At 65.9% G+C, this 13,146-nt stretch carries 13 protein-coding genes; 8 read left to right on the forward strand and 5 right to left on the reverse strand.

The window, feature by feature from the left end; genetic code table 11:
- Positions 1–418 precede the first annotated feature (418 nt).
- Together AB2N08_RS16040 and AB2N08_RS16045 are read right to left on the reverse strand one after the other, a co-directional pair.
- A complete protein-coding gene (locus tag AB2N08_RS16040; protein WP_367611711.1) occupies positions 419–1,393 on the reverse strand; it encodes a tripartite tricarboxylate transporter substrate binding protein in 975 nt (324 codons plus the stop codon).
- A gap of 39 nt (positions 1,394–1,432) precedes the next feature.
- Positions 1,433–2,494 carry a porin gene (locus AB2N08_RS16045; protein WP_367611713.1) on the reverse strand — a complete coding sequence of 354 codons (1,062 nt, stop codon included), beginning with the start codon at positions 2,492–2,494 and terminating at the stop codon, positions 1,433–1,435.
- Positions 2,495–2,625: 131 nt separating this feature from the next.
- Between AB2N08_RS16045 and AB2N08_RS16050 the strand changes: the two genes are divergently transcribed.
- From AB2N08_RS16050 to AB2N08_RS16075, 6 genes are all read left to right on the forward strand, one after another.
- Complete coding sequence (locus tag AB2N08_RS16050) at positions 2,626–3,315, forward strand: response regulator (RefSeq protein WP_367611715.1); 690 nt, start codon at positions 2,626–2,628, stop codon at positions 3,313–3,315.
- A 13-nt stretch (positions 3,316–3,328) separates the two neighbouring features.
- Positions 3,329–4,780: a sensor histidine kinase gene (locus tag AB2N08_RS16055; RefSeq protein WP_367611717.1), complete on the forward strand. Its 1,452-nt coding sequence runs from the start codon at positions 3,329–3,331 to the stop codon at positions 4,778–4,780.
- 261 nt (positions 4,781–5,041) lie between these two features.
- Positions 5,042–6,556, forward strand: a complete 1,515-nt coding sequence (locus tag AB2N08_RS16060) for a CitMHS family transporter (protein ID WP_367611990.1) — start codon at positions 5,042–5,044, stop codon at positions 6,554–6,556.
- A 32-nt stretch (positions 6,557–6,588) separates the two neighbouring features.
- On the forward strand, positions 6,589–7,365 hold the full coding sequence (locus AB2N08_RS16065) for a fused MFS/spermidine synthase (RefSeq protein WP_370662430.1): 777 nt from the start codon (positions 6,589–6,591) through the stop codon (positions 7,363–7,365).
- Positions 7,366–7,529: 164 nt separating this feature from the next.
- Complete coding sequence (locus tag AB2N08_RS16070) at positions 7,530–10,364, forward strand: bifunctional diguanylate cyclase/phosphodiesterase (protein WP_367611719.1); 2,835 nt, start codon at positions 7,530–7,532, stop codon at positions 10,362–10,364.
- A gap of 149 nt (positions 10,365–10,513) precedes the next feature.
- The gene (locus AB2N08_RS16075; RefSeq protein ID WP_367611721.1) at positions 10,514–10,729 is read left to right on the forward strand and encodes a hypothetical protein; all 216 of its coding nucleotides are present in this window, start codon (positions 10,514–10,516) and stop codon (positions 10,727–10,729) included.
- A gap of 74 nt (positions 10,730–10,803) precedes the next feature.
- On the opposite strand, the gene AB2N08_RS16080 is transcribed toward AB2N08_RS16075, so the two are convergent.
- Complete coding sequence (locus AB2N08_RS16080) at positions 10,804–11,175, reverse strand: hypothetical protein (protein ID WP_367611723.1); 372 nt, start codon at positions 11,173–11,175, stop codon at positions 10,804–10,806.
- A 58-nt stretch (positions 11,176–11,233) separates the two neighbouring features.
- Positions 11,234–11,371: a hypothetical protein gene (locus tag AB2N08_RS16085; protein ID WP_367611725.1), complete on the reverse strand. Its 138-nt coding sequence runs from the start codon at positions 11,369–11,371 to the stop codon at positions 11,234–11,236.
- Positions 11,372–11,557: 186 nt separating this feature from the next.
- Between AB2N08_RS16085 and AB2N08_RS16090 the strand changes: the two genes are divergently transcribed.
- Positions 11,558–11,779 carry a hypothetical protein gene (locus tag AB2N08_RS16090; RefSeq protein WP_367611727.1) on the forward strand — a complete coding sequence of 74 codons (222 nt, stop codon included), beginning with the start codon at positions 11,558–11,560 and terminating at the stop codon, positions 11,777–11,779.
- Positions 11,780–11,789: 10 nt separating this feature from the next.
- Here AB2N08_RS16090 and AB2N08_RS16095 read toward each other — a convergent pair whose 3' ends face one another.
- On the reverse strand, positions 11,790–11,990 hold the full coding sequence (locus tag AB2N08_RS16095; RefSeq protein ID WP_367611729.1) for a hypothetical protein: 201 nt from the start codon (positions 11,988–11,990) through the stop codon (positions 11,790–11,792).
- A gap of 147 nt (positions 11,991–12,137) precedes the next feature.
- Here AB2N08_RS16095 and AB2N08_RS16100 point away from each other — a divergent pair, with 147 nt between their 5' ends.
- Positions 12,138–13,040 (forward strand): alpha/beta hydrolase family protein, encoded by a 903-nt coding sequence (locus AB2N08_RS16100; RefSeq protein ID WP_367611731.1) that lies wholly within the window; start codon positions 12,138–12,140, stop codon positions 13,038–13,040.
- Positions 13,041–13,146: the final 106 nt, after the last annotated feature.

Below are 13,146 nucleotides of genomic sequence, written 5' to 3' on the forward strand. Positions count from 1 at the left end.
AGGCCGGCTGCCGGGTGCAATGCATCGAGCACCCGCAGGCGCTGTGGCTGGTTCAACAAGCGCAGCTTGCCGAACCAGCCAGTGAAACGAGGCGCTTTCATGGACCGCTCCTGTCGATGGCAACAGGGGTTGGACTGCGTAACAGCTCAGCGGTTCGGCTCTCGTCACTATTTAACGATAACAGCGCCTTATTCAAGGCCGGTCACTTCCCGACGTCCGAAGCATATCGCGCTCACCGCCATGCCCGATCCCGGACTGCGCACCGTATCAGCCCCCCCAGCCCTGCAGAACAATGCATGCGGGCCACGGAATATCCAGCGCTGCCGGACAGCCAATGTTGGTTAGTTACATATTTCTCGATATATTCTTCAGTTATTGACCCAAGCGCTGGATTAGCGGCAAGAACCCAGCGGCCGACTCAAGGCTCGCGCAACAACTTGAACTGCCTCGCCTGCCGGTGATACCCCTCCACCGACTGCCTGATATACCTGGTCAGCGCCTCCCCCGTCAGCGCAAACGGATACAAGCCCGCCTGCTCGCGCATCTGCGCGAATTCGGGCGAATTTTCCACGCCATCGAACGCCTTTACCCAGCGCCGGTAATCGGCCTCGCGCACATCGGGCCCCATCCACACGCCGCGTATCACCGGCCAGACCACGTCGTACCCCTGTTCGCGCGCCGTGCGCACACCGGCCAGCGCGCCCGGCAGGCGCTGTTCGGACAGCACCGCCAGCACCCGCACATTGCCTGCGCCCGCAGCCAGCAGTGCTTCGGACGTGTCGCCCGACACCGCCTGCACATGCCCCGCCCCCATCGCGATGAACTGCTCGCCGCCGCCTTCGAGCGCGACGAAGCGCAGCTTGCGCGGGTCCACGCCGGCCATGCGCGCCAGCAGCGCCATCTTGATCCAGTCCTGGCTGCCGACCGTGCCGGACATGCCGATCAAGACCTGCTTCGGATCGCGCTTGATCGCGCCCAGCAGGTCGCCCAGCGTCCGGTACGGTGAGTCGGCGCGCACGGCGACCATGCCGTAGTCGGCGCCAAAGGCCGCGACCCAGCGCACGTCGTCGACGTCGGCCTTGCCGAATTTGCCCAGCGCGAGATTGAGCACCGAGCCGCCGGAAAACGTGACGAGCGTATCGGCCTCGCGCCGTCGTTGCGAGACGACGGTGTGCCAGGCCACCGCGCCGACACCGCCCGGCAGGTAGTTGAGCTCCAGTTCGGGCGCGCCCGGTTGCGCGTGCAGGGCTTTTTGCGCCAGCTTGCAGGTGAGGTCCATGCCGCCGCCGGGCTTCGACGGGATCAGGCATTCGGCGGCGCCGGCGAGCGGCAGGCCACCGAACGCCAGGATGGTCAACAGGAAGGCGTGCAGGAGCGCGTGCAGGAGATTCATGGCGCCCATGATACCCGCCGCACCAGTAATCGCGGCGACTCAGAAGCGGTGCTGCATGCCGGCAGTGATGCCGCTCTGGGTCGATCCGAAACCCGGGTCGTCGCGCGACAGGCCGATCAACTGCCCGTTGTCCGCCTTCGCGTGCGCCACCGACAGATACAGATCGGTGCGCTTGGACAGCGCCAGCATTGCGCGCGCGACGAACATCGTCGGGTCGGCGTCCTGCGCAGCCGGCAGGTTTTTGGTGTTGATGTGATAGACCGCGCCGGTCAGCGTCACCGCGTCGATCGTGCGCGTGATGCCGCCCCAATAGGTGTCGCCGCGCAGGTCGGCGATATTGGCGCGGCCCTGCGCCAGCTTGTAGCCGCGCTTGCCGGCCGTGTAGCGCCACGGGCCGCTGCGGTAATCGACTGCCACGTGGTACGCCGTCGTTTCATCGAGCGCGCCCACGCCGGCGACCGGGGCGCCGTTGATCTGCTCCCACGAGGCCATGACACCCAGGCCGTCGCCAAACCACGAGCCACCCAGGGCCAGTTTGCGGCCGTCGCGCGAACTGCCCGAGCCCTCACCCAGGCCGACGGTGGCGCCATACGTGAAGCCGCCCGTGCGGCCCGTGTACTTGACCAGGTTATCGAATTGGGTCGTCATGCCGTAGCGCGACGGCCTGGTGGCGCTGCCGCCCGTGGCCCACGAATAATTGGGCGCAAAGCCCAGCGGATCGAACTTGATCACCAGTTCATACACGGTGGTGAACGAGCGGCCGATGACCACGCGGCCAAAGTCGCCTTCCAGCCCCACATACGCCTGGCGCTTGAAGATGGCGCCGTCGCTGGCGCCCGTGTCCATCAGGATGCCGCCTTCCAGATTGAAGACGGCTTTCAGGCCGCCCCCCAGGTCTTCGCTGCCGCGAAAGCCCCAGCGCGACGTGTTTTTGCCGCCCGAGATGACCCGCACCGCGTTGCCGCCGTCTTCGCCGGCATGGTTGACGAATTCGGCGCCGGCGTCGATCAGGCCATAGACCTGGACGTTGCTCTGGGCGAGTGCTGGCGTGGAAAGGGAAAGCGCTGCCAGGACGGCAAGCGCGAGGGCCGAGTGTTTCATGTGTCTCCGAACTTTGTTATGGATGTGAACTATTTATGTGGCGACTATATGTGCCCGATCCTTTCAGTTCGCTTTCAGTGGCGCGTCAAGGGCACTATCAAAAGCGGCTGCTTTGCGCTTACACTGGCGCGATGAGAATCCTGCTCGTTGAAGACCATGTCGAACTGTCGCACTGGGTAGCCAAGGCGCTGCGCGATGCCAAACTGACCGTCGAATGCGCCGCTACCGGCGCCGACGCCGACGCCCTGCTGCATACCCAGGACTACGCCCTGGTGATCCTGGACCTGACCCTGCCCAAGATGGACGGCCTGGACGTGCTGCGCCGCCTGCGCGCACGGGGCGGCACGCGTGGCGGCACGCCGGTGCTGATCCTGACCGCGCGCGGCGGGCTGGAAGACCGCGTGCAGGGCCTGAACCTGGGCGCGGACGATTACCTGCCCAAACCGTTCGAGCTGGCCGAACTCGAGGCGCGCGTGAAGGCTTTGCTGCGCCGCCGCAGCGGCAACGAGGCACTCGTGCACCAGTGCGGCGGCCTGAGTTTCGACACCGTCTCGCGGATGTTTACGTATGGCGGCGAGCCGCTCGCGCTCACGCCACGCGAACACGCCGTGCTGGAAGCGCTCATTGCGCGCCCGGGCCGCGCACTGTCGAAAGAAAAGCTGTTCGACGAAGTGTTCGCGCTGGCCGACGACGTCAACCTCGACGCCATCGAGCTGTATATCCACCGCATCCGCAAGAAGCTCGATCGCGTCCCGGAAGGCGGCGCGATGATCGTCACGCTGCGCGGCATCGGCTACCTGATGCAGGAACGCCCGGCGTAAGCCGCCATACGCGATGACCCTGCGCGCCTCCCTGCTCCGCTTTGCGGCCGGCCAGTCGCCGGGCAGCCTGCGCGGGCAGTTGCTGCGCTGGCTGATCCTGCCTCTGGTGCTGCTCGTCGCGCTCAATGCGGTCTCGCTGTACCGCGATGCGCTGGAGGCGGCCGATGTCGCCTATGACCGTTCGCTGCTGTCGTCCACGCGCGCGCTGGCCGAGCGCGTCTCGGTCCAGGATGGCAAGGTGGTCGCCAACGTGCCCTACGTGGCGCTCGACAGTTTTGAAACCGACACGCTCGGGCGCATCTATTACAAGGTCACCGGGCTGCAGGGCGAGACGGTGTCGGGCTATGGCGACCTGCCGCCCGTGCCGAAGAACGTGCCGCGCAGCGACCTGTATCCGGCGCTGGTGCGCTTCTATCACGCCACCTATAACGGCGAGCCGGTGCGCATCGCGGCGCTGCTGCAACCGGTGTATGACGATTCGATGCGCGGCATCGCGCTGATCCAGGTGGGCGAGACGCTCGATGCGCGCCAGGCGCTGTCGCGCGATATCCTGTTTTCCACGCTGCTGCGCCAGGCCTTGCTGGTGCTGGCCGTGGCGGCGATGGTGTGGTTCGCCGTGCGCCTGGTTCTGCGGCCCCTGATGCGGCTGAAGAACGAGGTCGAGACACGTGCACCGTCCGACCTGTCGAACATCGACGCGGCGCTCGTGCACAAGGAAGTGCGCCCGCTCGTGGCGGCGATGAACGGCGCGATGGCGCGCACGCAAGACCTGATCGCCAGCCAGCGCCGCTTCATCGCCGACGCTTCGCACCAGCTGCGCACGCCGCTGGCGGTGCTCAAGACGCAGGCCGAACTGGCCCTGCGCGAAAACGATCCGGCTGCGATGCGCGCAATCGTCGGCTCGATTGCCGGCACCACCGATTCGGCGATCCACCTGGCGAACCGCCTGCTGACGCTCGCGCGCATCGAGCATGGCGGCGGCAGCGCGCTCCATGCCCCTGTATCGCTGGCGGCAGTGGCGCGCCAGGTGGGGCTCGAACTGGCGCTGCCGGCGGTACAGAAAGGGCTCGACCTGGCACTCGAAGCCGACGCCGACGCGCTCACGACGATCATGGGCCAGGAACTGTTGCTGCACGAACTGGTATCGAACCTGGTCGACAACGCGATTCGCTATACGCCGGCCGGCGGCAGCGTGCTGCTGCAGGTCGGGCGCAACAGCGCCGGCGTGCTGCTCGCCGTGAGCGACAGCGGCCCCGGGATCGGCGCAACCGACGCCGACAAGGTATTCACGCCGTTCTACCGCGCGCAGGCCACGCTCGAAGCCAATCCGGGCGGCACTGGCCTGGGCCTGGCCATCGTGCGCGATATCGCCAACCTGCACGGCGCGACGCTGGCCCTGGGCCAGGGCGCCGGCGGGCATGGCCTGAAGGTCAGCGTGCTCTTCGCCGCACCCACCGATCATTGAGATGTCAAGTGCACTGAAAGCCAATTGAAAGGCAGGCGCGCCTATAGTTGGTACAAACAGCAGAACACCAACGACAACGATCGGAGACACCATGCACATCCCACCCCCCGCGCGCGCCGTCCTGGCAGCGTACAGCACCGCAATCGCCGGCGCCTGAATTCACAGGCGTCCGCCAACGGCGCCGCACCCGTACCAACACCCCGGGCCATACCGGCCCAGAAACCGCGTGCCGCAAGCGCACCGGCAAGGAGAATGATGATGATGTTGACCATCCTGGCGTATTCCATGGTCGTCGTGTTCATGTATCTGATCATGACCAAGCGCCTGCCCGCGCTGGTGGCGCTGATCGTCGTGCCCATCGGCTTCGGCGTGATCGGCGGCTTCGGTCCGGAGCTGGGCCCGATGATGCTCGACGGGATCCGCAACCTGGCCCCGACCGGCGTCATGCTGATGTTCGCCATCCTCTATTTCGGCATCATGATCGACTCGGGCCTGTTCGATCCGGTCGTGCGCCTGATCCTGAAAATCGTCGGCGGCGACCCGCTCAAGATCGTCGTCGGCACCGCCGTGCTGGCGATGTTCATCTCGCTCGACGGCGACGGCGCCACGACTTATATGATCACCGTGGCTGCCATGCTGCCGCTGTATGTGCGCCTGGGGATGAGCCGCCTGGTGCTGGCCTGCGTCATCATGCTCGCCGGCGGCGTCTTCAACATCCTGCCGTGGGGCGGGCCGACGGCGCGCGCCGCCACGGCCCTGGGCGTGGACGTGAGCGACATCTTCGTGCCGATGATCCTGCCGATGGCCGTCACCGCGGTCTGGGTGGTGTTCGTCGCCGGCGTGCTGGGCATGAAGGAGCGCAAGCGCCTGGGCATCATGACGCTGCCGGCGCAGGCGAAACAAGAAGCCAAGGCGGCGCCGAATGTCGCCGTGCTGCAGCCAGCGGTGGCCGACGTCGCGCTGGCCGCTGAAATGACCGGTACGACCGGCCACTGGACGCCATCTGCCGCCGGTGCGGCGCGCGAAGGCAATGTGCACCATCTGGCCGCGGGCCGCATCGAATCAAACGTGACGCCGCCGGCAGATGCTGCACCGGCCGTGGCAGGCGCTAGCGGTGACGATGGCGTCTCGAACGCCGCCATCAAGCGCCCGAAACTGATCTGGGTGAACTTCACCATGACCGCGCTCCTCATGACCTTCCTGATCATGGGCGTGCTGCCGCTGCCAGTGCTGTTCATGATTTTCTTCGCCGTCGCGATCATGATCAACTACCCGGGCCTCGAAGCACAGAAAGAGCGCATCGCGCACCATGCGTCGAACGTGCTGCCGGTGGTGTCGCTGATCTTCGCGGCCGGCATCTTCGTCGGCATCCTGCAAGGCACCAAGATGGTCGACGCGATCGCGCTGTCCGTCATCGCCGCCGTGCCGGAGTGGATGGGGCCTTACCTCGCGGTCGTCACGGGTCTCTTGAGCATTCCGTTCACGTTCTTCATCTCGAACGACGCGTTCTACTTCGGCATCGTGCCGGTGCTGGCCAAGGCCGCCGAAGTGTATGGCATCACGGCCGCCGAAATCGGCCGCGCCTCGGTGATCGGCCAGCCGGTCCACCTGCTCAGCCCACTGGTGGCATCGACCTATCTGCTGGTGGGCATGTGCAAGGTGGAGTTTGGCGACCACCAGCGCTTCACGCTGATCTGGTCGATCTCGGCGGCCCTCGTCATGCTGGTGGCGGCGCTGGTGTTCGGCGTGGTGCCGCTGATGGGCAGCGCCGCGTAATCGCACAGGGGCGCGCCGGCATATACTGACGAATGCCCGCGCCCCTGGATCTTCCCGAACCGCCTGTCGCCAGCGCCCCGCTGGTGACAGACGACGGCACGCACCGCACGCTCGAATTCACGCCGGGCGACGTGCAAAGCGACATGCTGCTGGCGCGGCCCGACGCCCTGGTGCTCGACTACACCCGCGCCATGATGTGCTTCGCACTGTTCGCGCCGCGCCCGCGCCACATCGTCATGGTCGGCCTGGGCGGCGGCTCGCTCGCCAAGTTCTGCCATCGCCATTTTCCGCACGCCCGCATCACGGTGCTCGAGATCCGCGCCGACGTGATCGCCCTGCGCGATGTGTTTTGCGTGCCGCCCGACGACGCCCGCCTGCGCGTGCTGCATTGCGACGCAGCCGATTACCTGGCGCGCTGCCACGGCGACACCGACGTGCTGCTGGTCGATGGCTTCGATCGGGGCGGCCTGCCGCCGACGCTGGCGAGCAGCGCGTTCTATGCGGCGTGCCAGCGCGCGCTGCGTCCGGGCGGCGTGCTGGTGGCGAATATCTTTACGTATGATCCCGATTTTGTGTCTTGCTTACAACGCCTGCGCGACACGTTTGACGGGCGCGTTGCCTGGTTCCGGAACATCGCCGGCAATAACCGGATCCTGTTCGCCATACGACCCGCCACGCCGCCCACCCGCGGGCAACGCCTGCTGGCAAGGCTGGCGCGCCGTGGGGGCGGCGCTGGCGTCGGCATCGGCTGGAGCAACCGCTTGCTGGCGCGCGGGTGGGTCGCGTGGCTGGCGCGGTGCCGGGCATGACATGGTTTTACCCACGGCGCATGGATTGTCACGCACAATACGATAAGTTTGCGGCGCCAAGTCGTTTATGACACACTTGCGCGCACTAATGCCCGCCGGCAAGCACCGATTGTCGAACGCACCCTGACTGTTTTTGTACGGATTTTCCTGGACCATTCGACACCATGCCGCGCCGCCTGCCCCGTTCGCTGACTCTCGCGGCGGCCCTCACGCTGGGCGGCGGCCTGGCCGCCTCCTTCGGCCTGTTCCTCGGTGTCAGCCACCTCGAGTATGACAATATGGCGCTGTCCTTCGGGCAGCGCGCCGACGAGCGCGTGGCGGCGGTACGCCAGGGCATGGGCCAGGCGTTCGAAGTGCTGGCCGTCACCAACCAGCTGTTTTCCAAGGGCGAGCCGGTCAGCCGCGAACGGTTTGCCGACTTCACGCTGGCCCTGCTCGAGCGTCATCGCTTTGTCCAGGCCTTCAATTTCCACCGCGTGGTGCCGGGCGATGAGCGCGCGGCGTTCGAGGCCGAGTTGCAGCGCATCCGTCCCGGCACGATCCTGACCGAAAACACGCCCGCCGGCCTGGTGCCGGCCCCGCCCCGCAGCCGCTACCACGTCATCGAATACCTCGAGCCGATGGTTGGCAACGAGCCGGCCTTCGGCCTGAATCTGAGTCAGAATATCGCCGTGATGGGCGCGCTCGACCTGGCCCGCAGCACCGGCCAGCCGGCTGCCAGCGGCCTGTTCGCGCTGGCCCAGGCGCCCACGAGCCAGGCCAGCTTCGACCTGGTGCAGCCGGTGTTCGACAAGAATGGCGTCCTGCGCGGCAATACAGCGGTCGTCATCCGGGGCAAGGAACTGGTGCGCGAGTCGCTCGCCGCCGCCGGGCTGGAGAGTGGCGACGACATCTTCGTGTCGGTGTATGCCAGCGACCATGCCGACCCGGCCGCCCTGCTGTTCTCGAACGGCCCCACGTCGAGCGCATCGCGGCGCGAATTCGCCGGCTGGCTGCGCCCGGACCACGGCATGCACAGCACCGTGCTGCGCGCGGGCGGGCGGCCGTGGCGGGTCGAGGTCGCGGCGGCGCAGCGCCCGTTCCTGGCCGACCACCTGGCCTCGCTGTCGCTGCTGATCGGCGGCATCCTGGTCACGCTGATGGGCGCCGCCTTCGTGCAGTCGGCCGGCGAACGGGCGCGCAAGGTGCAGCAACTGGTGCGCCAGCGCACGTCGGAACTGCGTCGCAGCAACCGCCGCCTGATCGACGACGTGACCGCGCGCGAGCGCGCCGAAAAAGCGCTGCTGCACAGCGAGCAGCGGTTCCGCCAGCTGGTGTCGATGTCGTCCGACTGGTATTGGGAGCAAGACGCCGAGCTGCGCTTCACGATGATCACCGGCGGCTTCACCGAAAAATCGGGCGTTGCCGTGCAGGGCCTGATCGGCAAGACGCGCTGGGAATACGTCCCGGGCCTGCTGGACAGCGACAGCGGCCGCGCCCACCTGGCCAAGATGCAGGCGCGCGAGGCGTTCAACGATCTCGAGTACCAGGTGGTCGACGACGACGGCAACGCGCGCTGGTTCTGCGTCAACGGCGAGCCGGTGTTCGACGAGGCGGGCCTGCTTGCGGGCTACCGCGGCACCGGCAGCGACATCACCGAGCGCAAGCTGACCGAGCAGCGCGTACACCACGTGGCCCAGCACGACGTGCTCACCGGCTTGCCGAACCGTTCGCTGCTGCAGGATCGCCTGGGCCAGTCGATCGCGTTCGCCAGCCGCAGCAACCGGCCGGTGTGGGTCATGCTGATCGACCTCGACCGCTTCAAGTTCGTCAACGACAGCATGGGCCACAAGGCCGGCGACGTGCTCCTGGTGACGGTGGCGGCACGCCTGCGTGCATCGCTGCGCGATGCCGACACCGTGGCGCGCCTGTCCGGCGACGAATTCGTGGTGATCCTCAACGAGCACACCGATGAGCCATTGTCGCCAGCCATCGTACAGCGGATCATGGATGCGGTGGCACAGCCGGTCATGCTCGGCAACAAGGAATTCTTCGTCACCTGCTCGGTGGGCGTGGCCGTGTTCCCGACCGAAGGCACGTCGAGCGAGAACCTGATCGAACACGCCGACATCGCCATGTACCGCGCCAAGAAACTGGGGCGCAATAACTTCCAGTTCTTCACGCCGAGCATGAACGATGAAGCCAAGGAGCGGGTGCGCATTGAGGGCGCGCTGCGCAATGCGCTCGAGCGGAACGAATTCGTGCTGCACTACCAGCCGCAGGTGGACATGAAGACAGGCCAGATCGTCGGCATGGAAGCGCTGATCCGCTGGAACCATCCCGAGCTCGGCATGGTGCCGCCGGGGCGCTTTGTCGGCGTGGCCGAAGAGACCGGCCTGATCGTGCCCATCGGCGCCTGGGTAATGCGCACCGCCTGCGCCCAGAACAAGGCCTGGCAGCTGGCTGGCTACCAGCGCCTGCGGGTGGCAGTGAACTTATCCGCACGCCAGTTCGGCGCAGCCGACCTGATGGCCAGCCTCGAAGCGACGCTGCAAGAAACCGGGCTCGACGCCGCGTGCCTCGAGATCGAGCTGACCGAGAGCCTGTTCATGAGCGACGTCACGCCGGCAGTGGAATTGCTGCACCGGATGAAGGCGCTGGGTGTGAACCTGTCCATTGACGACTTCGGCACCGGCTACTCGAGCTTCTCGTACCTGTCACGCTTCCCGATCGACGTGCTCAAGATCGACCGCTCGTTCGTGGCCGATATCACGCACGACGCCAACGACGCGGCAATCGTCACGTCCATCATCGCGCTGGCGCACAACCTCAAGCTGGCCGTGATCGCCGAAGGGGTCGAGACACTCGAGCAGCTCGACTACCTGCGCAGCCACGGCTGTGACGAGATGCAGGGCTATTACTTCAGCAAGCCGCTACCAGCCGCCGAGTTTGAAGCATTGCTGATCGAGGGCCGCTGCCTGCCGACGCCAGCGCCGGCATCGGAAACACTGCCTGCCTAAGCACTGGTAGTTGCACAGCCGCCACGAGAGTTATCATCAAGTCATGTCATTACGCTTGTGGCGAAACATTTGTATAGCTAAATAAACATTATTGGCCGTACAATCAGCGTGCCAATGGCACAACCACGATACCTGGACAGAAAATGATAATGAACGACATGCCTGAACTGGCCATGAATACCAACGCGGTCACGCCCCGCCACCAGCGCGTCGATGGGCGCACGTCCGATCTGGTCAACCAAGCCATCGCCTCGATCCCGACGCTGGGCCTGCAGCGCGCGGCGGAGTTCTTGGCCACGATGAACGTGCCGGCCGAAGTCGCGGTGCGGGTGCTGGTGTACCCGAGCCGCCGCCGCGCCAACTAGGACGCGCACGAGGCTTCGCACAGAAAGCTGAAGCTGGTGTACAAAAGGCCGTCCGCGCGGGACGGCCGGCGCCGTCAGCGGCGCTCTTCCTGCTGGGCGATATCGGCCAGCGATTCGCGGCCCTTGTCGCTCAGACCATGGCCGCCGTCTTCGAGCGGCACGATGTGCGATTTGCGGTTCAGGAAACGCAGCACGTCTTCATCGAGCACCACCTGCGAATCTGCCGCCAGCGCACGCAAGCCGGTAACGCAGCGGCGCAAGAACAGCACTTCTTCACCCTTGTCGGTCAGCGTCAGCCGCTTGTCGCGACCGTAGGACATCAGCTTGATGCCGCACAGGCGCTTCGAATTGCGCCCGACACAGGCACTGGCCATCTCTTGTTTACCGCCGCGACGCACCATATCGAGTGCATCGTATTCGTCCGTCGTGAGCTTTTCGTTTTTCATTACCGCGTTTCGTTGACCAAAGGGCGCATGGTACGCGTCACAGCGCCCCGGGGCAACCTCAGCGCAGCGAACGCAGTGCCAGCCAACCCAGGCCGGCGCTCGCCAGCACAGCGAGCACGAGCGCGAGTTGCACGCTGCGGGAACCGAGCAGCGGGCTGCGGCCCAGGTAAATCTTGTTGTACAGCGTGGAACCCATGATCTCCTCCTGTTTTTGATGTCACAGCCATTATAGAAACCGCATTGTTGCGGTTCTGTGACAGGTAGCACATGCGCCCCGCGTGCCGACAAAAAAGCAACAGTTTTCACGGTGGCCTCGCGCGCGACAGGCGCGCCCGGGGACTGTTAGGATCGTACAACATTGATAACGCTATTGGAGCCCAGCATGACTGACACGACACCCAATGTCGACCCCAAGAACAAGGGCCGCGCCATCTTCGACGAAGCCGACATCGGCAGCGGCGAGCGCTCGCCGGGCCAGCACGACACCGAAGCATTGATCCGTGAAATTCCGACGCTGCCGCCATCGGCGGGCAAGGCTGACGAAGGTGATAAACAAGAGAAAGCAGAGAAAGCAGAAGGCAAGCGCCAGGAATCTGGCGCCTGATCGTGTAACGTCAGTGTGCCCGGATCGGTGGCTCGGGCATGCGCGGCTCTTCGACCGGTGCATTGACCGGGTCGGGAACATCGTCCGGCACCGGCGACGGCGTTTGCGGTGCCGGTGGGTCGTTCGGTGCATCCGGGTCGGGCGTGGTGTGCGCGTGGTGAGTGACCGGAGTGCGCCAGGCGTCGTGGGATTGGCCTTGGTATTGGTTCATGGTCGCCTTTCGATAAGTGATGTCGTTATGGCCAGACTAGCATGGCCGGCACGTCAGGGCCGTACGATTGCTGCGTATTAGCCCTACTGTACCGCCGCCTGGCCACTGAGCTATAGTGCTGTTTTCACCACTCTTTCCGCCCCTGCGATGCGCTTTTCCAGCCTGCTGCTTGCCCTCGTGCTTGGCGTCGCCTCAATCGCCCACGCCGCCCCGATGAAACTCGACGATTACCTGGCCCTGCGCGGCCCTGCCCCCACCGCCAGACTCGCCTACGGCCCCGCCCCTTCCCAGTACGCCGAACTGTTCGTGCCTGCCGGCGCCGGGCCGTTCCCCGTCGCGGTGCTGGTGCACGGCGGCTGCTGGAACAGCAAGTTCGGCGGCATCATCCAGTTTCGCAATATGGCCGGCGCCCTGGCCGCGCGCGGCATTGCCGTCTGGAACGTCGAATACCGGCGCGTCGATGAACCGGGCGGCGGCTACCCCGGCATGTACCTCGACATGCATGCCGCCCTCGACCTGCTGGCGCTGCATGCCCCTGCGCACAAGCTCGACCTGCAACGCATCGTGGCGGTGGGTCACTCGGCCGGGGGTCAGTTGGTGCAGTGGATTGCCGGTCGCACGCGCATCCCGGCCGGCAGCCCGCTGCACCACGCCAATCCGCTCGGGATCGAGCGCATCGTGAGCCTGGGCGGCCTGGCCGACCTGCGCCACGAGGCGGACCTGATCAAGTCAAGCTGCGACCGCGACATCGCGCAACTGGCCGGTGAGCCGAGCGCGGCGCGCCCGGACGTGCTGGTCGACACCAACGCGGGCGACCTGATGCCCAATGGCAGTCGCACCTGGCTGGTGACGGGTGCACTCGACACAATTTCGCCACCGCGCGTGGCGCACGACTACGCAGCACGGGCACGCAAGCTAGGGGATGTGGCGGAGGTGGTGATCTTGCCGGAGGCAAGCCATTACGATGAGGTGGCGACGAGTTCACCGGCGTGGCCGACGGTGCTGGGGGTGATCGAGGGAGCGCTCGGGCTACCTGCGGGCAAGCCATAAGCGGTGCGGCGCGCGTCGCCGGGAGACGACGCGGTCTGACGTCCATCTTTACTGCTGGCGCGACTTTTCTTCTTTCTTGACCTTCTTGGCTTCCTTCTTTTCTTTC

This window comes from Massilia aurea (genome assembly GCF_040790145.1).
GTDB lineage: Bacteria > Pseudomonadota > Gammaproteobacteria > Burkholderiales > Burkholderiaceae_D > Telluria > Telluria aurea_C.